Raw genomic sequence first — 21,762 nt, 5'->3', positions numbered from 1 at the left:
TCAGGCTCCGGTGACCCTTAAGCTGCCGGAGCCTCCACTTGGGACCCGGAAACTGCCGTAGCGGCAAGTTTTCGCTTCTCTTTCGCGATCAACATCAGGTTGCGAACATAGATGAAGATCGAAAACGCCTGCCCCAAAATGATGACGATGTCGCTGCGGGCGAAGCCGTAGACCAGGGTCATCAGCCCGCCGGAAATCGACAGCATCCAGAATCCGACGGGAATCACGCTCTTTTCCGCCTTCTCGCTCGCGATCCACTGCACGATGAAACGGGCCCCGAAGACAAACTGGGCCAGAACGCCGAAGGCGGCCCAAAGGTCGAACCGGGCGACCACCAGGTCATAGAAATAGAGTCCCAGATCGTGAGAAAGGCGCATCAACATCAGACGATTTCCTGAGCAGCGGGAACGCGGCGGCGGCGGCGGATCAACCACCAGACTCCGGCTAAATCAAGGATGCCGACCCAAAGGCGGTCGAACATCCCGTAATTCGACCGGCCGGCATGCCGGGGCCGGTCGACCACGTCCACATGAGCAATCCGATACCCTTCGCGCTTGACCAAAGCCGGCATGAAGCGGTGCAGGGCATCGAAATAGGGAAGCCGCAGGTAGACGTCGCGTCGAAACGCCTTGAGGCCGCATCCCGTATCACGCGTCCCGTCCTTCAGGATCCTCCCGCGCACGCCGTTGGCGATCCGGGACTGCCATTTCTTATAGGTGCCGTCCTTCCTGCCGACCCGCTGCCCGGCGACGAGGGCGATTTGAGGATCGTCCAGGGCCGCCACGAGCTCCGGTATGAAGGCCGGGTCATTCTGCCCGTCCCCGTCGAGGGTGATGACGATAGGCCCCCGGGCCGCGTGGACGCCGGTCCGGACCGCGGCACTCTGCCCGCAGCTCGCCTCATGCCGAACGAGTCGCAGCCAGGGCCGTGTCGCCCGGGCTTTTCGAACCTCGTCCCCGGTCGCGTCGGTCGAGCCGTCATCCACATAGATCACCTCGAAGGGCGAGAGCGACGCGCAGGCGCGCTCGATCTCCTCCACCAGCGGGAGAATGTTGAGCGCCTCGTTCTTGACGGGCACCACGACGCTGATGCGGGGCCCCGGAGAAAGGTCAGTCATCCGTTACGGGCCATCTCTGGCCGCCTCTTCACAATCGCCATCTAGGCTAGAAGCCCGTCGCATAGGCCGCGATATCGACCCGCCGACCGCTGTTGATATTGAATCCCTGGATCCGGGTCGAGAGGGCGGGCTGCTGCTTCAGACGCGCGTTCTCCGCCCGGAACTCCGTCTCGTATCGTTTCTCCACGAAAACGACCCGGCACCCGCCCCGCCGCAGGAACGCCGACGCCTCGGCCCCTGTCTCGACCATGTCGAGGTTCGTACCGGTCAGGAAGACGAGACTGGGTTCCCGGTAGCCGAGGGTTGCGACCTGCGGGCTCTCGCACGGGACGTTGCGGGCAACCTCGGCCAAACGGTCCGAGATCTTGAGGGAGCGCAGATCGAGCTGCGCGAACCCGAAAACACCCATGGATAGGAAGGCTGCCGAGATGAAGCTGGCCCATAGGGCCGGGACCAGCCGGCTTCTGACGAAGAGCCACCAGGCCCCGAGGGCCAGTACCGAGGAGATCGCGAGGAATGGAAGGGCCCGGAAGGGCGGCATTCCGTCGAAAGCCCAGCCGACCACCGAAAGGCCGATGGTCAGACCGACCGGGATGAATGGAATCAGCACGGTTGCCAGCTTGGCCGCCGGCCGATGCGGTCCCACGAAATGGCGCGAGATGGCCATGACCGTGATGATGGCCACCGCCGGCAGCAGAGGCAGTGTGTAGTGCGGCAGCTTGGTCGGCACGGCCTCGAAAACGATCCAGGAAGGGATGAGCCAGGCAAGCACGAAGGCGACCGGTTCCTCCCGGCGATGTTTCCAGGCAAATGGCACTGCAATGGCAGCCAGGACAGCGCCGGGCCAGAACGTGGCGAAGAACGAGATCAGATAGAAACCGGGGGGCGCCCAATGGTAGCGCTGCGCCGTCCCGACCTTGCCGAGCATGTCGTGCCCGACCGCCTCGGAATAGAAGGCGCCGCCGGTCTTGAGGGCGATGGCGACGAACCACGGCAGCACGACCGCCAGGGTGAAAAGGGCGCCAATCCAAGGTCGCAGCGTGAGAAGCCAACGCGCCGAGCGCTCCTTATACGCCAGGACCGCGGCGGCAAGACCTGCGAACATGATGACCAAGGGGCCCTTGATGAGGATGCCCAAGGCGAACCCGGTCCAGAAGATCAGCAGGGCCCTCCGGGGCAGGACCCCGGCGCCGCGGCTCAGATAGGCCCTCGCGAGCCCACCCATCACAGCCACCGAGCAGGCGGTCAGCATGGCGTCCGTCTTGGCGAGGCGCGCCTCCACCATGAGAATCACGCAGGTTGCCATCAGGGCCGCGGTCAGGAACGCCCCTCGTCGCCCGAAGAACCCCAAAGCGGCCCAGTAGGTCAGCAGAACCGTCGCGATCGCCCCGAGCAGCGATGGGACTCGGTAGAGCCCGATGGTTGTCCGCGCCTCGGACACTCCCAGAGCCTGCCCAATGGCAACGCTCGCGCTCTGCATCCAGTAGATGCCCACCGGCTTCTTGTGCCGGGCCTCGTCCTGGAAGCGGATGTCCACGAGATCGGCGGATTCCAGCATCTGCTTGGAAGCCTGGGCATAGCGCGGCTCGTCCCGGTCCATGGGCTGAAGGGTTGTGAAGCCCGGCAGGAAGCAGACGAGCGACAGCAGGACGAGGACGGCGCAGAGCCGGGCATGGCTCCGCTCGACCACGCTCGTGAGCTGGGCCACGGAGAGATAGCGCAACGACATCCGCGGCTGGGGGACAGAACCGTCCATCGATGACTCCGGGGCGGGCAATCCTGCGTTCTGACGGGATATCCCATCGGCACAGGTCGATCAAACCGCGTGATGTCCCCTAAACCGGAAGGGAAGTCAAATTGACGGATGGTAGCGGGCCGGCTGGCAGGAACACGGGCCGGCGGGCTGGCATTCCCTGGAGGGACAGGTTCATTTTGGAGCTTTCGCCGTGACCATGTTTCTCCGTTGGTGCGCCCTTCCCATCCTTATTCTGTCGGCATATCCGGCTGCCGCTCTCGACCAGCCCGTCGTCTGGCGGGACGAGGATACGGGCTGCGCCTACCTGCTCACCCCTCAAGGGGGCATCTCACCCCGGCACCGACGGGACGGGACACTGGATTGCCCGGACGTGGCCGCCGGAACGGGCGTCGTCGAGAACATGGGCAGGGACGTTGCGCGTGGCCTCGATGCCCTGCAGCGCGAGATCGAGCGCCTGCGCGAGCGGTACAACCGCCCCTAACCGGGAGATCCATCTTGACGGCAAAGACCCGAATCTTTGGCGAGCATGACGAGAAGACGATCCGGCAGCTGGACCGGTGCATGGAGGTCGGGAGCGCCGCCAAAGGCGTGCTCTGCGCAGACGGACACCTTGGCTACGCGCATCCGATCGGCGGCGTGATCGCCTACGAGGAGCATGTCTCCATCAGTGGGGTCGGGTTCGACATCGCATGCGGGAACATGGCCGTCCGGCTCGACACCCGCTACGAGGAGGTCGCCGCCCAGGCGGGGCGCATCCTGTCTGACATCGGACGCGCCATCAGCTTCGGCATCGGGCAGAAGAACGCCGTCACGGTGGACCATGAGTTGTTCGAATCCCCCCTCTGGGAGGAGGCCGGCGTCCGAGACCTCAAGAAGCTGGCATCGGGACAGCTCGGGACGGTGGGTTCCGGCAATCATTACGTCGACCTATTCGAAGACGAGGAAGGTTATGTCTGGATCGGGGTGCATTTCGGCTCCAGAGGGCTTGGCCACAAGATCACCACGAAACACCTTGCCTTGGTCGGGGCGAAGGACGGGATGGAGGTCGATCCCGCCCTCGTCCATCAGGATAGCGATCTCGGGCGCAGCTACATTGCCGGCGTGAAGCTCGGCGGGCTCTATGCCTATGCCGGGCGCGAATGGGTGGTCGAGCGCGTGCGTCGGATCATCGGCGGCCGGGTCACGGACACGGTTCACAACCACCACAACTTCGTCTGGCGGGAGAGCCATGGCGGCAGGGAGTACTGGGTTGTCCGCAAGGGCGCGACGCCGGCATTCCCGCGGCAGCGCGGTTTCGTCGGCGGATCCATGGGGGACAACGCGGTCATCCTGCATGGAATCGAGGGTCCGGAGAGCGCCGACAGCCTCTATTCGACCGTTCATGGGGCAGGACGCCTCTTCGGCCGCATGGACGCGAAGGGCAAGAAGAACAAGGCGGGAGAATGGGTGCGCCCTCCCCGGTTCACCCGCGACGAGATGGATGCTTGGCTGCGCGAAAAGGGCATCCTCCTGCGCGGAGGCGACGTGGACGAGAGCCCGATGGTCTACCGGCGCCTCGACGATGTACTCGCCTATCACAAGGGCACGATCGGAATCGAGCACACGCTCCGGCCCTTTGCCGTCGCGATGGCCGGCCCTGGCGAGTTCGATCCCTACAAGGACTGATCCCGAACCAGGGCGGCCGAGCGGCTAGCGAAACCAGCCGAAATAGAGAGCCCAGAGGCTGGGGGAGCGAATGCCGCGTACCCGGCGTGCAGCTTCATCTGCGCGCATCGATTCGCCGCCATGGCAGGAGCAGAGAACGATATGGGCGTCGTGCTCCGAGATCTCGAAGAAGTCCACGGCATCCCCGAACCTGTCGCTCAGGAGCCCTGCCCTACGGAGCACCGGGTCGGAATAGGCCACCGTCAGGGCGGAGCCGTCGGCGCGCAACGCTCGACGCTGCGCCCTCGGCTTCCACTCAATCTCATCCAGGGTCCTGAGAATACGGTCGGGCTCCTGCTCCAGCAGGTCGACCCAACGGTCGAGACGCTCCCGCTTCGATAGGACCTGCGCTTGAACTTCCTCGGGAATTTTCAGGTCGGCGACGCTACTGAGTTCGGACAGAGGCCTGTGTTCCATGCTCCCCTCCTTGGCAGAAGAGCGGTTTCGAGCACCCACCAGCTACAAGCTCAACCTTGAAGCCTGTGGAAAAGTTCGAAACGGGAGCTAGTGCGGCCGCCGATATTTTAGGCACCGTGGCGGGAAGGCGCGGCGTGCGGAATCGTCGAGATCCGAACGAGAGTGTCAGGCCAGCCAAAGATCCTCGGCTGGCCCGGTGAGATCAGAGCGCAGCAGAGTGGTCGTGCTCCGCGCGGCTCGTTCCCATCAGCTCGGCGAGCCGGTTGCGGGCCCTGTTGACCCGGCTCTTGATCGTGCCGACCTTCACGCCGAGGGCCTCGGCGGCATCCTCGTAGGACATCCCTTCGGCGCCGATGAGAATGATCGCTTCGCGCTGCTCCTGCGGCAGCTTCTCGAGCGCGGTCGAGAGATCCTGAAGCGCCAGCTTATCCTCCTGGTCGGGGATCGCGATCATGCTGGCCGCATGGGTCCCGTCCCCATCCTCGACCTCGCGGCTGGTCTTCCGGTGGGTCGAGTAGAAGCCGTTGCGCAAAATCGTGAAGAGCCAGGCCTGAAGGTTCGTCCCGGCTTCGAAGGTGTCCTGCTTCGTCAGGGCCTTGAGCACGGTGTCCTGAACCAGATCTTCCGCCTGATCGACCTTCCCGGTCAGGGAGAGAGCGAAGGCGCGCAGGTTCGGCAATGCATCCATGACGCCATTGATGAACTCCTGGTCGACGGGCTCGGTATGAGCACGGATGACCTGGGCCACGCGGTCGGCGAGACGGGCGAGGTCGCGCGGCAGCTTCTCCTCCGCGGGATCGCCATAGAGGGCACGCAGTTGCTTTCCCAGATGCAGCCGCACGGCAGCGCTCAGCGCAGCCGCCGAGGTGGGTGCGTCGGGATGGGTGAACTCGGACTGGTTTTTGGAATTCTCTGGCATGCGGAATTATTTGGTGCATGCCGCCGTCATTTAAATATCCGAGCGACATTTCGACCATGAGTTTTTTTCATGGCCACGCCTCTGGATATCATCTCCTGTATGCCCAAGCGCCTAGGCTGGGTTATATGCTCCTCCGAACATGCGGCCAAACCAAGGCCGACGACCATCCAAGGAGCATGCGGCGTGGCTCATTACCTCGGTATCGATGTCGGCACCTCAGCGGTGAAAGCCATTCTTGTCGATGATGCGCAGGCCGCGGTTGCCGAGGCCGACGTTCCCCTCAATGTCTCAAGGCCGCATGATCTCTGGTCGGAACAGGATCCCGAAGCCTGGTGGGAGGCCGTGCAGACCGCGCTCGATCAGCTTCGAGCCCAGGCGGCCACGGCACTCTCCGACATCCGCGGCATTGGCCTCTCGGGGCAAATGCATGGCGCCGTGCTGCTCGACGAACACGGTCACCCCCTTCGTCCGGCAATCCTCTGGAACGATGGCCGCTCATTCCGGGAGGCGCAGGAACTGGCGGACAAGCATCCGGAGCTCTCCCACGCCATGGGCGTAATCCCCATGCCCGGCTTCACCGCTCCGAAGCTCGTCTGGCTGGCCCGGCATGAACCCGACATCTTTCGGGCCGTGCGCAAGGTGATGCTGCCCAAGGATTATATCCGGTTCAAACTCACCGGCGAGACCGTGACGGACATGTCCGATGCGGCCGGCACCTGGTGGCTGGACGAAGCCAAGCGCGATTGGTCCGATGCTGCACTGGCGGCGACCGGCCTCACCCGTGACCACATGCCGAGACTTGTCGAAGGCTCACAGCCCTCCGGTACGTTGCGCGCCGATATGGCTGGGCGTTGGGGGCTGCGAAACGACGTGGTGGTGGCAGGCGGCGCAGGCGATGCGGCTGCCGGCGCGGTTGGGCTCGGTGCCATCGAGGATGGCTCGGCCTTCATCTCTCTCGGGACCTCCGGGCAGCTTTTCGTCACCACCCGGGACTTCAGCCCGGCGCCCGAGGCCGTGGTTCATTCCTTTTGTCACGCGGTCCCGGGACGATGGTTTCAGATGGCTGCAATGCTGAATGCAGCAAGCTGCCTGGCGTGGGGCGCCCATCTCCTGAAGAGGGACATCGACGAATTGCTCCGGGAAACCGAAGCCGCGTATCGCAAGCCCTCCGCTGTTCTTTTCCTGCCTTACCTCGCCGGCGAGCGGACCCCTCACAACGATCCCTACGCACGCGGCGTCTTCTTCGGTCTTTCGCCCCAGACCGACCAGACCGATCTGGTACAGGCCATCCTGGAAGGTGTCGCGTTCAGTTTTGCCGACGCGAAGCAATGCCTCGAGCAGGCTGGTACGCCCCTCACCTACGCGGGCATGATCGGCGGCGGATCCCGAAGCGTCTTCTGGGCCAGAATTTTCGCGAACGTCCTGAACGTTCCCATGCTGCGGTATCGGGGCAGCGACAAGGGACCGGCCTTCGGGGCCGCCCGCCTTGCACGGCTCGCCGTGACCGCGGAAATGCCTGAAGCCGTCTGCACGCCGCCCGACATCCTCGAGACGATTGAGCCCGACTCCCGCCTCGTTGAACTCTATGGTCCGCGGATCGAGGCTTTTCGCAGCCTTTATCGCGCATTGAAGCCGGAATTCACGCGACACTGACAGAACCTAGAGCAACCCCCATCATCGTTACAATGTAGCTATGACATCTGTTCGGTGACGCAGACGACTGTCAATGCACGCGAAAAGTTGTGGGCTGTCGTCCACGGCTAAAAAGGAGGGATTGAAACGCGATTGAAATGAAGCATTTAGGGCAGTCACAATCCCTTCTGATCCGGTCCAACTTTTGGCATGATAGAGTCTTCAGAATTCAAGGCTGAAAACTGCCGCTTGAACAAAGCGCCTTTAGGGAAACGCCAATGACAGGATCCGCTCCGATCCTCGAGATGAAGGACATCTCCAAGACGTTCCCGGGCGTGAAGGCACTCTCGAACGTCTCCCTCACCGTGTATCCCGGCGAGATCCATGCTCTCATGGGAGAGAACGGCGCCGGCAAGTCGACGCTGATGAAGATCCTGTCCGGCGCCTACCAGGCCGATTCGGGCGGGGAGATCCGGATCAACGCGCAGCCCGTTACGATCGACGGACCGCTGACGGCACGCCACCACGGCATCTCCATCATCTATCAGGAGCTCTCACTCGCCCCCAACCTGAGCGTGGCGGAGAACATGCTGCTCGGGCGGGAGCATACGTCGGGTCCGATGGTCGACCGTCGCTCCATGGAGAAGGCCTGCCAGACGGTGCTGGAACGTCTCGGCGTGCACTTCAAGGCGACCACCAAGGTCAGCGAATTGTCCATGGCTGAGCGGCAGCTCGTGGAGATCGCCCGCGCACTCATCGCGAATTCCCGCATCCTGGTCATGGACGAGCCCACGACCTCCCTATCCTCCCGCGAGACCGAGGCGATGTTCGCCCTCGTGCGGCAGCTTCGGGCGGAAGGGCTCGCCATCATCTATATCAGCCATCGGATGGCCGAGATCTACGAGCTGGCCGAGAGGGTCTCGGTGCTCCGCGACGGCTCCTATGTCGGCACGCTCGTGGGCGACGAAATCTCGGCCGAGCGCCTCGTTCAAATGATGGTCGGCCGGGACCTCTCATCGTTCTACAAGAAGGAGCACGACGCCCACCAGAGCCGCGGCCCCGTGATGTTCGCCGTTCGCAACATGGGTGACGGTGTGCGCGTGCACGATTGTTCGTTCGAGCTGCATGAGGGCGAGGTTCTCGGTATCGCGGGCCTGGTCGGAGCGGGCCGCACCGAACTCGCACGCCTCATCTACGGAGCCGATCCTCGTACGAGCGGCGAGGTCTTCCTGCAAGGCAAGCGTCTTTCGATCGACGAGCCGGAGGACGCCATCGAGGCCGGTGTCGTCTATCTAACCGAGGATCGCAAGAACCTCGGCCTCTTCCTCGACCTGACCGTCCGGGACAACGTGAATGTGAACGTGCTGAGCCGCGATGCGCGCACGGGCGGCGTCCTGAACCTGAAAGCCGCCAAGCAGAGAGCAGCGGCGGCAATCCGGGCGCTCGGCATTCGTGTAGCAGGCGACGTGGTGCCGGTCGGCAGCCTCTCGGGCGGCAACCAGCAGAAGGTCCTGCTGTCGCGCCTGCTTGAGACGAAGCCGAAGGTCCTCATCCTGGACGAGCCCACGCGCGGCGTCGACATCGGGGCCAAGTCGGAGATCTACCGTCTGATCGACAGCTTGGCCCGCAACGGTGTCGGAGTCATCGTGATCTCCAGCGAGCTGCCGGAGATCGTCGGCATCTGTGACCGGGTGCTCGTCATGCGAGAGGGCCGGCTTGCCGGCGAGGTCGGCGGAGCCGGTCACCCGCCCGTGACGCAGGAAAACATCATCACCATCGCGACAGGTGTAAGGGAAGCGGCCGAATGACATCCCCGAACGAGTCCAGCGCCGGCATGCAAGCGACCGGAGTCAAAGGCGCCGATGCGGCGCAGCAAAGCCTTCAGCGCCGCCTCGCCTGGCGCTCGACCCTGCAGGCCATCGGCATGCTGCCGGTGCTCATCATCCTGGGTATCGTGTTCGAGCTCATGTCCGGTCGGTTCCTGAGTTTCCAGAACCTCTCGATCGTGATGCAGCAGGCCTCGATCAACACCGTGCTGGCGGCTGGCATGACCTTCGTGATCCTGACCGGCGGCATCGATTTGTCCGTCGGCTCGATCCTGGCCGCTGCCGCCATGGTGGCGATCCTGGGCTCCCTGATCCCGGAATGGGGCATGCTCGGAATTCCCGCTGCCCTTCTGGCGGGTTTGGGCCTTGGCCTGGTGAACGGTGCGCTCATCGCTTTCGCGAAGCTGCCGCCCTTTATCGTGACCCTGGGCTCCCTGACCGCCGTGCGCGGTTTGGCACGCCTTCTCGGCGGGGACACGACCCAGTTCAATCCGCAGCTTCCCTTTGCGTTCATCGGCAACGGCACGCTGTTTGGCCTGCCCTGGTTGGTGTGGATCGCCTTCGCGGTCGTGATCATTTCCTGGTTCATCCTTCGAAGAACGGTTCTCGGCGTTCATATCTACGCGGTCGGCGGCAACCCGGACGCCGCGCGCCTGACCGGCATCAAGGTCTGGGCGGTGCTGCTCTTCGTCTATGCCTTTTCGGGGCTGGCGGCGGGTCTCGGCGGCGTCATGTCGGCGGCACGCCTTTTCGCCGCGAACGGATTGCAGCTTGGGCAGTCCTACGAACTCGATGCCATCGCGGCCGTGATCCTCGGTGGCACCAGCTTCGTGGGCGGCATCGGGTCGATCTGGGGCACCCTCATCGGCGCGCTCATCATCGCCATCCTGTCGAACGGCCTGATCCTGGTGGGCGTCTCTGACATCTGGCAGTTCATCATCAAGGGGCTCGTGATCATCGGGGCCGTGGCGCTCGACCGCTACCGCCTCAAGGGATCGGCGCGCACCTGATCAAGGAATACCAGCGCCCGTCTCGGGCGCTCGTATATGCGATCCCCGGAAGGCAAGCACAGGTCCCGGGGGCGCGGAGCCTAAGACACCCGTAAGGGACACTTGCAAAGGATACTTGGAGGAACCCATGGCACTTTCCCGTCTCACACTCGGCCTTGCCGTCGTTGCCGGCCTGGCCGCTCCGGCCTACGCCAAGGACGTCAAGAACGTCGGCATCTCGGTCGGCCTTCTCGGCAACCCGTTCTTCGTCGCGACCATCAAGGGCATCGAGGCCAAGGCCAAGGAGATCACTCCCGGGGCCAAGATCACGTCCGTGTCGGCGGACTACGACCTGAACAAGCAATTCACCCAGATGGACAACTTCACGGCGGCCGGGACGGACATCGTGATGATCAACGCGGTCGACCCCAAGGCCATCGAGCCGTCGGTCAAGCGCGCCCAGGCGGGCGGCATGGTCGTGGCGGCGTTCGACGTGGCGGCCGCCGGAGCCGACGTCACGGTGATGACGGACAACGTCAAGGCGGGTGAACTCGCCTGCCAGTACATTGCCGACCATCTCAAGGGCAAGGGCGACGTTCTCATCGTGAACGGCCCGCAGGTCTCGTCGATCACGGATCGCGTAAAGGGCTGCAAGAACGTCTTCTCCAAGTTCCCGGACATCAAGGTTCTCTCGGACAACCAGGACGCCAAGGGCTCCCGTGAAGGCGGCTTTGCCGTCGGTCAGAGCCTGCTGACCCGCTTCCCGAAGGTCGATGCCGTGTTCGCGATCAACGATCCGACCGCCATCGGCATAAACCTGGCCGCCAAGCAGCTCAACCGCAACGAGTTCATCATCACGGCGGTCGACGGGGCCCCGGACATCGAGACCGAGCTGAAGTCGGGCAACTCCCTGATCAAGGCCTCGGCCTCCCAGGACCCCTACGTCATGGCCGCCCAGTCCTATGAGCTCGCGGTCGGCATCGTGAACGGCAAGAAGCCCGAGAAAAACGTGATTCTGCTCGAGCCGAAGCTGATCACGGCCGACAACATCAAGGACTACAAAGGCTGGCAGGCCGTCCGCTGATTTCATTTGACATTCGGCGGCCACGGCGCGAGCTGTGGCCGCCTTTTCCTTTCATGGGCCATCAGGAGCCGCCCCGATGTTGAAGCAGCTGCGCGAGCAGGTTCTGGAAGCCAATCTGGAAGTGGTGCGCCGCGGCCTGGTCCTTTACACGTTCGGCAACGTCAGCGGCATCAGCCGCGAGGACAACCTTGTCGTCATCAAGCCGAGCGGCGTGCCCTACGAGCGCATGAAGGCCGACGATCTCGTCGTCGCGGATTTCGACGGCAAGGTCGTCTGGGGCGAGTTGCGCCCCTCCTCGGACCTCGACACCCACATCCACCTCTATAAGTCCTTTCCGCAGATCGGCGGCGTGGTGCATACCCATTCCGAACACGCAGTTGCCTGGGCGCAGGCCTGTCGTCCAATCCCGGCACTCGGCACCACTCATGCCGATTATTTCTACGGACCGGTCCCGATCACCCGGGAGCTGACGGCCGACGAGATCAGGAACGATTACGTCCGTGCCACGGGCGTGGCCATTACGGATGCTTTCGGCAACCGGGACCCCATGGAGGTGCCGGCCGCCCTCGTGGCCGGCCACGGCCCCTTCGCATGGGGCAGAACGCCCGATGATGCCGTTCACAACGCGGTCGTTCTGGAAGCCGTGGCCCGCATGGCGATGTACACGTTCTCGCTGCAACCGAACGCGCCCGGGGTTTCTCAGGCTCTCCTCGACCGGCATTACTTCCGCAAGCACGGCGCGACCGCGACCTATGGCCAGGCTGAGAAGTAACCTCGTGCCTCCGTTTCAACTGCTTACACCCCGCTCCGGGAGATAAAAATGGCCGTCGTAGCCGGTGTCGATTTCGGCACCCTGAGTGTCCGGGTCACCCTCGTCGACGATCGCAATGGCCCACTCGGCCTCGCCACGGCCGAGTACCCGCTTCACCGGAAGCGCGAGAACCCCGACCACGCCACCCAGGCCCATGCCGATCACATGGATGCGCTCGCCCGCGCCATGCGCGGTGCCCTCGATTCCGCTGGCATCAAGGGAGAGGACGTAGCGGCACTTGCCATCGACACAACCGGCTCCAGCGTGGTCATGGTGGGTGAGGGACTGGAGCCGCTCGACGAGTATTACCTCTGGTGCGACCACCGGGCGAAGGCGGAAGCCGAGCAGATTACCCGCCTCGCCCATCAGGAGGGCCTCGAAGCGATCGAGTGGTGCGGCGGCGTCTATTCGCACGAATGGGGCTTTTCAAAGCTGCTGCACTGGCTGCGCCACAACCCGGACAGGCGCGACCGCCTCGTCACGGCGCTGGAGCATTGCGACATGGTGGCCGCGACCTTGACCGGTGTCACCGATCCCGCTCGCCTCAAGCGGAGCATCTGCGCCATGGGCCATAAATGGATGTGGAACCCGCGTTGGGGAGGCCTGCCCCCGCAGGACTTCCTGTCCAAGGTGGACCCCCTGTTCGACGGAATCCGCGAGAAGCTTGCCGGCGACTATGTCACGTCCGACGTCGTGGCCGGGCACCTCACGCCCGCCTGGGCGGGGCGGCTCGGCCTGAAGGCCGGCATCCCGATTCCAGTCGGAGCCTTCGACGCCCATTGGGACGCCATCGGGGCAGGCTGCCGGGTCGGCGATGTGGTGAACGTGGTCGGCACCTCGACCTGCATCATCGCGATGGCCGAGAATACGAGCCTGATCGAGGGCGTGTGCGGCGTCGTGCCCGGCAGCGTCGACCCCAAGCTCGTCGGCATCGAGGCGGGGCTGTCGGCCACAGGCGACATCTTCGAGGCGATCGCCCGGCGGGCCGGCACGAACGTCAAGGATCTGTCGAAAGGCCTGGAGCAGTACAGGTCCGGCCAGACCGGCCTGCTGCGCCTGACCTGGGACAACGGCGACCGCACGGTTCTCGTCAAAGCGGATCTTGGGGGCATCACCCTCGGCTGGAACCTATTGCACACCGCGCAGGACGAGCTGTTCGCCGCTATCGAAGGCACTGCCTTCCACACCCGCATCATCCTGGAACGCATGGCCGAGGGCGGGGTACCGGTCGAGAGGGTCATCAATGCGGGCGGCATCCCGCAGCACAACGCGGTGCTGAACCAAGTTTACGCAAATGTGCTCGGCCGACCCGTGCTGGTGCCGAACGGCATCCCGACGGGCCTAGGCTCCAGCATCTTCGCGAGCCTCGCTGCCAAATCGCATCCGGATCTCGACAGCGCTCAGGAAGCGATCTGCCTTCCCTTCCGCACCTTCGAGCCGGATCCGGCAGCCCACGCGATCTACGAGCAGCTCTTCGCCCATTACCGGACCCTCTATTTTGGCTTCGGGGGCGTCTCTGGACCGGTCTCGCTGGATCATATATTGCGCGACCTCAAGCGGATCGCGGCTCTTCCCTCTCAGCCCGTTCCGCCAGATGCTATGCCCGACCCTTGACCGGGCAAGGCAGGCGTTCATGACTGTCATTGCGGTGTTGTTCGGAGGCTTTGATGATCCTGGTATGTGGCGAAGCCCTGATCGACCTCTTCATCGGGGCATCCTCTCAGACCGGCTTTCCGGCAGAGGCCGTTGCCGGTGGGTCGCCCTTCAATGTCGCCATCGGGATCGGCCGGCTCGGGCGCCCTGCGGCGTTCCTGTCCACCCTGTCGGACGACGTGTTCGGCACGTTCCTGGCCGGAAAGCTCGCCGAATCCGGGGTGAGCCCGGACTACATCCAGCGCTGCCCGAACTACACGACGCTGAGCGTGGTCGCGACCGACGCGTCGGGGCAACCGCAATACTCCTTTTACGCGCCCAATAGTGCCGACCGAGCTCTCACGCCCGAGGCTCTTCCCACCGAACTGCCGGCGAACGTGAGCGCCATCGCGGCCGGCTCATATGCCCTCGGCGTCGAACCGATCGCGAGCGCCATCGAAACCCTGCTGCGCCGGGAGGCCGGATCGCGTGTGATCTCGCTCGACCCGAATGTCCGGCCGCGCGTCGTGGGCGACTTGGCGATTTATCGCGAGCGCTTCGAGCGCCTGCTTGCCCATGCCGATATCGTCAAGGCGAGCGACGAGGACGTCGAAATTCTCTATTCCACCCACGATCTCGCCGCCGCAGCCCGCGACTGGCTTCAGCGCGGCCCGAAGCTCGTTATCGTGACCCGCGGCGAGAAGGGACCTCTGGCAGCTTTCGGCGACAGGATCGTGGAACGCCTGGCTCCCAGGATCGATGTGGTCGACACGGTCGGTGCCGGCGACACGTTCCATGCCGGTCTGCTCTCCTGGCTCGACGCCAACAATTTGCTCACGCCTCAAGGAATCGCCGGATTGACCGATGCGCAGGTCACGGCAGCCCTCGATTTCGCCGCCGCGGCGGCTGCGATCGTCTGCACCCGCCGCGGCGCCAACCCTCCCTTCTGGGCCGAGGTCGAACAATTCATGGCGGCACGCGCCTGATCACAACGGAACCTGTTATGACGATGTCCCAGCCCGTCCTTCCTCCCGTCGGCCCGACCTGGCGCTCCAACCGGTTCCACCGGAAATGGCTCTTCGAGCAGGCCAACAACCTGTTCGGGTTCTTCCAGCACGGCATCATCAACCCGGCCGGCGGCTTTTTCGATCTCGACGATGCAGGTCAGCCCATCGAGACGGCCAACCCGGTCAGGCAGATCCACAACACCACCCGGATGGTGCATTGCTTCGCCATCGGCACTCTGCTCGGCCGGCCCGGATGCGACGCGATCGTCGATCATGGCATGAACTACCTTTGGAATGCCCATCGCGACGCCCAGCACGGCGGCTATGTCTGGTCGCTCGACAACGATGGTCCTAAGGACGACACGAAGCAGGCCTATGGACATGCGTTCGTGTTGCTGGCTGCGTCGAGCGCCAAGGTCGTCGGTCATCCGCTCGCAGATCGTCTGATCCAGGACATCACCAAGGTCCTCGAAGAACGGTTCTGGGAGGAGCAGCACGGCGCCGTGACCGAGGAGTTCTCCCGGGACTGGCAGCCGTTGAGCCAGTATCGCGGCCAGAACTCCAACATGCACCTGACCGAGTCGCTCATGGCCGCCTTCGAGGCTACCGGCGATCGGAACTATCTCGACAAGGCGGAGCGCATCGCCGGGCTGATCATCGGTCGTCACGCCGCCGCTCTCGGTTATCGTGTCGCCGAGCATTTCCATTCGGATTGGAGCCTGGACAAGGAGTACCGTGGGTACGACGTATTCCGTCCTTACGGCACCACGCCGGGGCACTGGCTCGAATGGGCGCGCCTCGTCCTTCAGCTCTGGACGCTCGGGGGCAAGAGGCATGCCTGGATGCCGGAGGCCGCCCGCGAGCTGTTCCGGCAGTCGATCGAGCTCGGATGGGACAAGGACAAAGGCGGCTTCTTCTATGCGCTGGACTGGGACGATAAGCCGAGGCTCCCCCAAAAGCTCTGGTGGCCCTGTGCGGAAGCCATTGGCGCTGCCGCTTTCCTGAACGAGCACAGCCCCGGCGACTTCCACGAGCAGTGGTACCGCCTTCTCTGGGGCTTCGCCGATCGCCACCTGATTGACCATCGGCAGGGCGGCTGGCGGCCGGAGCTCTCGGAGGACCTCAAGCCGGGAACGACCCTTTTCACCGGCAAGCCCGATCTCTACCACGCCCTGCAGGCCTGCCTGATCCCCCTGTTCCCGGCGGCCGGCAGCCTGACCAAGGTCATCCCCGAGGGCAGCGCCAGCCCTCAGTCCTGAGCGAGGTGCCGGTCCAGAGCCTCACGCAGGGGCATTCCCGCCTGTGCGCCGGCCGTGAGGCAGGACAGGGATGCGGCGGCGCAAGCCCGTTCCATCGCCCGGCCGATCTCCAGTCCCTCGTCCAGTCCATTGGCCAGAACACCGACGAAGGTGTCACCCGCGCCGGTCGTATCCACCGGGGTGATCGGGCGTGCCGTCACATGGGTCTGAGCGCCGTCCGGCGCGATGGCATAAGCGCCGCGTGCACCTGCCGTGACGATGCAGGTCGGCCCGAACGAGCGGGCGATTGCCGATCCGGCCTTGAGGAAATCGTCCCCTGCCGGCTCACCCACGATACCGGCGATCGAGAGAGCCTCGTGCTCGTTGACCACGAGCACATCCGTGACGGCCAGGAGTTCGGACATGGTCGAGCGCTCCCCGACCGCCGGCACGGGCGCGAAGTTCCAGACCACCTTGACGCCGGCGCGGCGCGCCCGCGCGGCGACATCAAGATTGTCGGCGATCGGCACTTCCATCTGGAGCACCAGAACGGAAGCCTTCGACAAGAGGGATTCGGGCAGATCGGATGAACGTAGCGCCATATTGGCGCCGCTGGCGACCGTGATGGCATTCTCTCCCGTCTCGTCGACGGTGATGAACGCGCAGCCGGTAGGCTCGTCGGTGACTCTGATCGTGCTGACGTCGACCCCATTCTCCTCGAGGTTCTTGAGGCAGGCTATCCCGAAAGGATCGTTGCCGACCGCGCCGGTCATAGCGACCTCCATGCCCCCTCCGCGGCTGATCCGAGCGGCGGCGACGGCCTGATTGGCTCCCTTGCCGCCGAAGAAGCTGTCCGCCCGGCGGGACAGAACGGTCTCTCCCGGACGGGCGATCCGCTGGACCCGCGCGACGAGGTCCATGTTGATCGAGCCGAATATGATGATCATTCCGCAAAGCCTTTGTTTTCGGCGATTTCCTTATCATTCGAAGGGCCGAAATGGCGAGTGTCCGCAGTGCCGGAGTGCTCTCGGAGGCTCCCGATCTGAGCCATCCACAGCTATTTCCCTCCTGTACCCTACAGAGGGATTATGCCCTGGAACCAAGCAGGCTGCCTCAACATTTGACTCGCAGGTAGGCGTAGCAGCGGTAAACTGTCATCAGAATCAAAGATAGTTTGCCACTGGCAGCTAGAAGAACAGGCTTTGATGGGCAGGCAGGTTGATCCTCACCGTCCGGATCGCGGAAATCCACCGCCCGCAACGACTCGCTCTCGAATCCACCCCTCTCCCGGAAGTTCCCCCAGACGCCTCTGCGCGGCGCCTGGATAGGTCTCTGTGCGCAGTTTCAAAACCCGGAGTTGGTCATTGAGCAAGCATCATGAGAAGCAGAGACGCAAGACCCGCCGCTCCCTCGAAACAGCGCAGGTCTTCGACCTCACGGGATCAAAATTCCAGGCCGAGCGCAGCCTCCCTCCCATCAAGCCGCTCAATGCAACCCAGGACGAGTATCTCGACGCCCTGAAGAACAGTGCCCAGGTCGTGGTCCTCGGCCCGGCCGGTACCGGAAAGACCTGGATCGCGGCCACTTATGCAGCCGATCTCTTCCGCCAGCGGCGTATCCGGAAGATCATCCTCACCCGTCCCAACGTCCCGAGCGGCCGATCCCTGGGGTTCTTTCCCGGCAGTCTCGAGGAGAAATTCGGTCCTTGGGCGGCGCCCGTGATCGAGGCGATCAAGGAGCGGATCGGCTCAGCCGCCTATGAGATCGCCGTCAAGAACGGCGACATCGAGATGGTGCCTTTCGAAGTCATGCGGGGGCGGTCCTGGCGCGACGCCTTCATCCTGCTGGACGAAGCGCAGAATGCCACGCCGGCCGAAATGAAGACCTTCCTCACCCGCATAGGCGAGGACTGCACCGTGGTGATCAATGGGGATGTGAGCCAGTGCGATCTGCGCGAGAGCTCGGGCCTGCGCACGGTCATCCATCTGATCAAGTCGCAGATGCTACCGGTTCCAATCATCGAGTTCACGCTCAATGAGATCGTGCGGTCCGGCGTCTGCGAGATGTGGGTGCGGGCCTTCGAAGAGGTCCATTGCTAAGGCATTGATCCCAAAAGCGGACCTCGCTTTTGGGATCATCCCTGCCTTGCCGGGGCTGGACCGTATTTCATCCATGCCAAAGCCGGGCCCCTTTCCGCCCGATCAGGCGGAAGGAGACCCGGCTCAGCTTAGGTCGAGAAAGACGGAATGCGTCAGGCGAGTTCGATTGCGCCGACCTCGGGGCCTTTGCGGCCCTCGACGATCGCCACCCGGACCGCTTGCCCCTGCTCGAGCTGGCTGAGGCCCGCGCGTTCCACGACGGAGATGTGCAGGAACAGGTCCTTACTCTCACCTTCAACGGACACGAAGCCGTAGCCCTTCACCGAGTCGAACCACTTGACGGTGGCCGGCACCTCCGGCGGGCCGCTGACCGGGCGGGCGCTCGGACCGCCGCTGGGACGGCCGAAACCGCCGCCTGACTGGCCAGGACCGCCCGACCGCATCGGCCGCGGCGCGCGTGCCCCGCGCGGGGGCTCCGGCTCGGCCGTGCTTGCGTCGACGCTGACGATTTCCTGGACCTGCGGGCCCTTCTGGCCTGCGCCAACCCGGATGACAAGGGTCGTGCCCGATTCGAGTGCGGTATAGCCCGCAGCCTCGACCTGCCGGACGTGCAGGAAGGCCTCGCCTGACCCATCGGTCATTTCGACGAAACCAAATCCCTTTTCGGGATTGAACCATTTCACCCGCGCTTCCGTCTCCGGTCCGGACGCTGGAGCGCCGTAGGATGTCTGCTGCCGCATGGGCCGTTCATAAGATGTTGGTGGAGCGAAATCGCCCCAGTGATCTTCGGGTTGACCGCCAAATTGACGTCGGCGATCACGGTGATCATTTCCCCGGCCCATCAGGACTGCCTTCTAAAGTCTCAAGTTTCGTAAACGCTATAGGCGTAACGCCCCCAACCATTGAGGGCAAGAAAATAACTACTCACACCTAGACATTTCACGCAAGGTCTCAAAAGAGCGTGTCATGCGGATTGTGGGGCGCCGACGCGAGAATTCAGCCCTCCGATCACGGCTTTCAGAATATGATCGCCTTCTCCCTCCCCGGGCCCGCGGCCGCTCCAGGCATGAATGCGCTCGTGGATGAAGCCGAGTTTGGCGATCACGGCCGGGGCGAGCACGAAGGGGTAGAGATCCGGCTGCCCCATGCTGCGGTTCAAAGAGTTCACGGCGAAGGTCAGGGGCAGCCAGGCGGTGATCAGACGATTCAGGTCCGTCTCGCTGTGGGGGTCGAAATCGATCTCCGCCGCTAGTTCCGAGCCGCGACGGATTCCGGGGCGCACCTTCAATCCGAAGGCGCTCGCGGTCTCCAACGTGTCGACGATATGGAGATAGTGCGCCCAGGTCTCGGCGAAATCCTCCCAAGGATGGGAGGCTGCATAGGCACTGACGAATTCGTCCTGCCAGTCCTCCTTCGGGCCCCGGGCGTAATGGACCCGCAGGGCCTCGCCGTAATCCCGCCGCTCGTCCCCGAAAACCTGGCGGAATCGGTCCAGGCTGGGATCGTTCCGGACCAGAACGTTCCAGAAATAGTGGCCGATTTCATGCCGGAAGTGGCCGAGGAGGGTCCGGTAAGGTTCTCCCATTCCGTGGCGTCGCCGCTCCCGCTCGGCATCGTCCGCCTCGGCGATGTTGATGGTGATCAGGCCATTGTCGTGCCCGGTCAGGATCGACGGACCATCGGGAGACTTCTCGGCAGGGTCCGCCAGAAAGTCGAACGCGAGCCCCTGCGGGTCCTCGCTGCGCGTTGCCAGCGGCAGGTCGAGCCTGAGCAAAGTGTAAAATAGACGCCGTTTCGCAGTCTCCAGCCGGCGCCAGCGTTCGCGATTCTGCTCGAGCGCGAGGTCCGGTACGGTGCGATTGTGCCGGCAAGCCCGGCAGTAGGATCCATCGCCATCGGCGGATATCAGCCAGTTGCACGCATTGTGTTCTGCATTCGCGCAGAAGCGGACAGGCGTGTCGGGCTGCGCCAGAGCCGTCCAGCCCCCCTCGCGACCGGGTTCCAAAGCGCTGATCTCCTGAATCGACGGCAGGTACCCGAGCCGGCGGCCGCAACTTTCGCAGCGACTGTTCTCGAAATAAAGTGGCTGACCGCAGGCCTGGCATTCAAAGAGCTTCATGGAACGACCTGCCGCTTCCCGTATCCGCCATATCCGGGCTGGCGAGCCCCGACGGCACTTCAACGGCAACGGCCGGTGAGCCTGTTGGTTCGCAAGTCTTTGCACCGTCGTCAGCGCTTCACTGCTCATAATTTAAGCTTCCTGGATGGAGCCTATCATTTCATCATTCCCGGGCAGCGACCTCATTGTCCGGACTATCCAGAAAAGGGACGGCTCATGACACCTGTTGCCAAGCAGGCGACGCAGGACGGCACGTTCACCGTCTATCTCGGCGACCGCCCCGTTGCCTGGGGCCTGACCAGCCATGCCGCGGATGCCCTGATGGAGAGGCTGCTGCGGCGCTGAAGGCGCGCTCGCCCCGCCCATCGATGCGATCCGGACCGGAGGTCGCGGGAGCCGATGCCGACTGCTGCAGGCAAATGGAAGATCGATGGATGTTGGTGTCACCAGTTCTGGTGAGTCGACGAGAGATCCAGCTGCCACCATCCGGTCTCCATGGGCCGTTGTCAGCGCCCCGCCGCTCCCCCCTAACGGATGCGGCTGAGAGGCCTCTGGACGGCGCCGGGCTCCGGCGAACCGGTGCGGGCGTTCCAGAAACCCGCTCACCCTCGATAGGCTGCTGGTCGTTCGCGTCACGTTATCGTGAGGCCCGCGCACCGCGTCGGCAGCAGGAGGCCCTCAAAGATCTTGGACAGGTCAGCTTCCGGAACGAATTCTTGCAACCGGGTCGCGAATTCGGGCAGTTCAGCATCGGCGCGCAGATCACGCGCCCTATCGACCAGCCGGGCACAAGGGTTGCACCAGTCGTTCGCTCAGAAATTGTACGCCGGCGAGGTGTATAATCAGCCTCCGGCGGGGCCCTTTACTTCGCCGCCTCGCCCGCATTACGATGCTTTCTTAGGCCATACTAACCTAAGATAGTGAAGGCGTGTCAAACCGTCGATTATAGTTGTTGCATCTGATTCGCTTAACGACGTCGCAAGGCGCAGTGTCAGAAGCAATGTGGCTTGGAGGGGCTATGTTCGAGGGTCGCACAAAGCGGGTCCTGATCGTCGAGGACGAGGCGATGATCTCGATGCTGATCGAGGACATGGTTCTCGATTTCGGATGCGAGGTCGTGGGCCCCGCAGCGCGACTGGACCATGCCCTGACCCTCGCGCTCCAGGCCGACATCGACATCGGCATCCTCGACATCAACGTGGACGGAACCGTCGTCTTCCCGGTCGCCGACGTCCTGCGCTTTCGCGGAATCCCGTTCATCTTTTCGACCGGCTACGACTTCCGCTCGCTCCCGGAGCGGTTCCGCGAATGCCCGGCCCTGTCGAAGCCGTTCTCCTACGATAATTTCGCCGACACGCTCCGCACGACGCTGGCCGGCACGTCCGACGCGACCGAAATCGCCTGACGCGTCC

At 63.9% G+C, this 21,762-nt stretch carries 21 protein-coding genes; 13 read left to right on the top strand and 8 right to left on the bottom strand.

What is annotated here, in order from left to right; genetic code table 11:
* Nucleotides 1–17: 17 nt before the first annotated feature.
* The 3 genes from HPT29_RS11950 to HPT29_RS11940 are packed head-to-tail and all read right to left on the bottom strand — an operon-like array spanning nt 18 to nt 2,873.
* Nucleotides 18–383 carry a lipid-A-disaccharide synthase N-terminal domain-containing protein gene (locus HPT29_RS11950; protein ID WP_173950348.1) on the bottom strand — a complete coding sequence of 122 codons (366 nt, stop codon included), beginning with the start codon at nt 381–383 and terminating at the stop codon, nt 18–20.
* Nucleotides 383–1,117 carry a glycosyltransferase family 2 protein gene (locus HPT29_RS11945; protein ID WP_173950347.1) on the bottom strand — a complete coding sequence of 245 codons (735 nt, stop codon included), beginning with the start codon at nt 1,115–1,117 and terminating at the stop codon, nt 383–385. Before HPT29_RS11945 ends, HPT29_RS11950 begins: the two co-directional genes overlap by 1 nt.
* Before the next feature lie 46 nt (nt 1,118–1,163).
* A complete protein-coding gene (locus HPT29_RS11940; protein WP_173950346.1) occupies nt 1,164–2,873 on the bottom strand; it encodes an ArnT family glycosyltransferase in 1,710 nt (569 codons plus the stop codon).
* A 190-nt stretch (nt 2,874–3,063) separates the two neighbouring features.
* On the opposite strand from HPT29_RS11940, the gene HPT29_RS11935 reads away from it, so the two are divergent.
* Together HPT29_RS11935 and HPT29_RS11930 are read left to right on the top strand one after the other, a co-directional pair.
* The gene (locus tag HPT29_RS11935) at nt 3,064–3,354 is read left to right on the top strand and encodes a hypothetical protein (protein WP_173950345.1); all 291 of its coding nucleotides are present in this window, start codon (nt 3,064–3,066) and stop codon (nt 3,352–3,354) included.
* 14 nt (nt 3,355–3,368) lie between these two features.
* Complete coding sequence (locus HPT29_RS11930) at nt 3,369–4,538, top strand: RtcB family protein (RefSeq protein WP_259060611.1); 1,170 nt, start codon at nt 3,369–3,371, stop codon at nt 4,536–4,538.
* 24 nt (nt 4,539–4,562) lie between these two features.
* Here HPT29_RS11930 and HPT29_RS11925 read toward each other — a convergent pair whose 3' ends face one another.
* Both HPT29_RS11925 and HPT29_RS11920 read right to left on the bottom strand, forming a co-directional pair.
* A complete protein-coding gene (locus HPT29_RS11925) occupies nt 4,563–4,994 on the bottom strand; it encodes a hypothetical protein (protein ID WP_173950344.1) in 432 nt (143 codons plus the stop codon).
* 202 nt (nt 4,995–5,196) lie between these two features.
* On the bottom strand, nt 5,197–5,913 hold the full coding sequence (locus tag HPT29_RS11920; protein WP_173950343.1) for a sigma-70 family RNA polymerase sigma factor: 717 nt from the start codon (nt 5,911–5,913) through the stop codon (nt 5,197–5,199).
* 183 nt (nt 5,914–6,096) lie between these two features.
* Between HPT29_RS11920 and xylB the strand changes: the two genes are divergently transcribed.
* From xylB to HPT29_RS11880, 8 genes are all read left to right on the top strand, one after another.
* Nucleotides 6,097–7,566, top strand: a complete 1,470-nt coding sequence (gene xylB / locus HPT29_RS11915; protein WP_259060608.1) for a xylulokinase — start codon at nt 6,097–6,099, stop codon at nt 7,564–7,566.
* A gap of 257 nt (nt 7,567–7,823) precedes the next feature.
* Nucleotides 7,824–9,353, top strand: a complete 1,530-nt coding sequence (locus tag HPT29_RS11910; protein WP_173950341.1) for a sugar ABC transporter ATP-binding protein — start codon at nt 7,824–7,826, stop codon at nt 9,351–9,353.
* On the top strand, nt 9,350–10,381 hold the full coding sequence (locus tag HPT29_RS11905) for an ABC transporter permease subunit (RefSeq protein ID WP_173950340.1): 1,032 nt from the start codon (nt 9,350–9,352) through the stop codon (nt 10,379–10,381). Before HPT29_RS11910 ends, HPT29_RS11905 begins: the two co-directional genes overlap by 4 nt.
* Before the next feature lie 127 nt (nt 10,382–10,508).
* On the top strand, nt 10,509–11,444 hold the full coding sequence (locus HPT29_RS11900) for an ABC transporter substrate-binding protein (protein ID WP_173950339.1): 936 nt from the start codon (nt 10,509–10,511) through the stop codon (nt 11,442–11,444).
* A gap of 76 nt (nt 11,445–11,520) precedes the next feature.
* Nucleotides 11,521–12,216, top strand: a complete 696-nt coding sequence (locus HPT29_RS11895; protein ID WP_285892607.1) for an L-ribulose-5-phosphate 4-epimerase — start codon at nt 11,521–11,523, stop codon at nt 12,214–12,216.
* A gap of 48 nt (nt 12,217–12,264) precedes the next feature.
* Nucleotides 12,265–13,869 (top strand): ribulokinase, encoded by a 1,605-nt coding sequence (locus HPT29_RS11890; RefSeq protein WP_173950338.1) that lies wholly within the window; start codon nt 12,265–12,267, stop codon nt 13,867–13,869.
* Nucleotides 13,870–13,922: 53 nt separating this feature from the next.
* Nucleotides 13,923–14,873, top strand: coding sequence for a carbohydrate kinase family protein (locus tag HPT29_RS11885; RefSeq protein ID WP_173950337.1), 951 nt, complete (start codon nt 13,923–13,925; stop codon nt 14,871–14,873).
* Nucleotides 14,874–14,890: 17 nt separating this feature from the next.
* Nucleotides 14,891–16,153 (top strand): AGE family epimerase/isomerase, encoded by a 1,263-nt coding sequence (locus tag HPT29_RS11880; RefSeq protein ID WP_173950336.1) that lies wholly within the window; start codon nt 14,891–14,893, stop codon nt 16,151–16,153.
* On the opposite strand, the gene HPT29_RS11875 is transcribed toward HPT29_RS11880, so the two are convergent.
* The gene (locus HPT29_RS11875) at nt 16,144–17,079 is read right to left on the bottom strand and encodes a ribokinase (protein ID WP_173950335.1); all 936 of its coding nucleotides are present in this window, start codon (nt 17,077–17,079) and stop codon (nt 16,144–16,146) included. The two genes, HPT29_RS11880 and HPT29_RS11875, sit on opposite strands and share 10 nt — an antisense overlap.
* A gap of 417 nt (nt 17,080–17,496) precedes the next feature.
* Here HPT29_RS11875 and HPT29_RS11870 point away from each other — a divergent pair, with 417 nt between their 5' ends.
* Nucleotides 17,497–18,231, top strand: a complete 735-nt coding sequence (locus HPT29_RS11870; protein WP_210272488.1) for a PhoH family protein — start codon at nt 17,497–17,499, stop codon at nt 18,229–18,231.
* A 152-nt stretch (nt 18,232–18,383) separates the two neighbouring features.
* Here the strand turns inward: HPT29_RS11870 and HPT29_RS28625 are convergent, their stop codons facing one another.
* Nucleotides 18,384–18,971 (bottom strand): cold-shock protein, encoded by a 588-nt coding sequence (locus HPT29_RS28625; protein WP_285892606.1) that lies wholly within the window; start codon nt 18,969–18,971, stop codon nt 18,384–18,386.
* Between the two features lie 224 nt (nt 18,972–19,195).
* Complete coding sequence (locus HPT29_RS11855) at nt 19,196–20,350, bottom strand: zinc-binding metallopeptidase family protein (protein ID WP_173950333.1); 1,155 nt, start codon at nt 20,348–20,350, stop codon at nt 19,196–19,198.
* A 216-nt stretch (nt 20,351–20,566) separates the two neighbouring features.
* Here HPT29_RS11855 and HPT29_RS11850 point away from each other — a divergent pair, with 216 nt between their 5' ends.
* Together HPT29_RS11850 and HPT29_RS11845 are read left to right on the top strand one after the other, a co-directional pair.
* Nucleotides 20,567–20,695, top strand: coding sequence for a hypothetical protein (locus tag HPT29_RS11850; RefSeq protein WP_256439515.1), 129 nt, complete (start codon nt 20,567–20,569; stop codon nt 20,693–20,695).
* 673 nt (nt 20,696–21,368) lie between these two features.
* Nucleotides 21,369–21,755 carry a response regulator gene (locus HPT29_RS11845; RefSeq protein ID WP_173950332.1) on the top strand — a complete coding sequence of 129 codons (387 nt, stop codon included), beginning with the start codon at nt 21,369–21,371 and terminating at the stop codon, nt 21,753–21,755.
* Nucleotides 21,756–21,762: the final 7 nt, after the last annotated feature.

The organism is Microvirga terrae, assembly GCF_013307435.2.
GTDB lineage: Bacteria > Pseudomonadota > Alphaproteobacteria > Rhizobiales > Beijerinckiaceae > Microvirga > Microvirga terrae.
The sequence above is the reverse complement of the archived record's forward strand: the minus strand, read 5'-3'. Positions and strand labels throughout refer to the sequence as shown.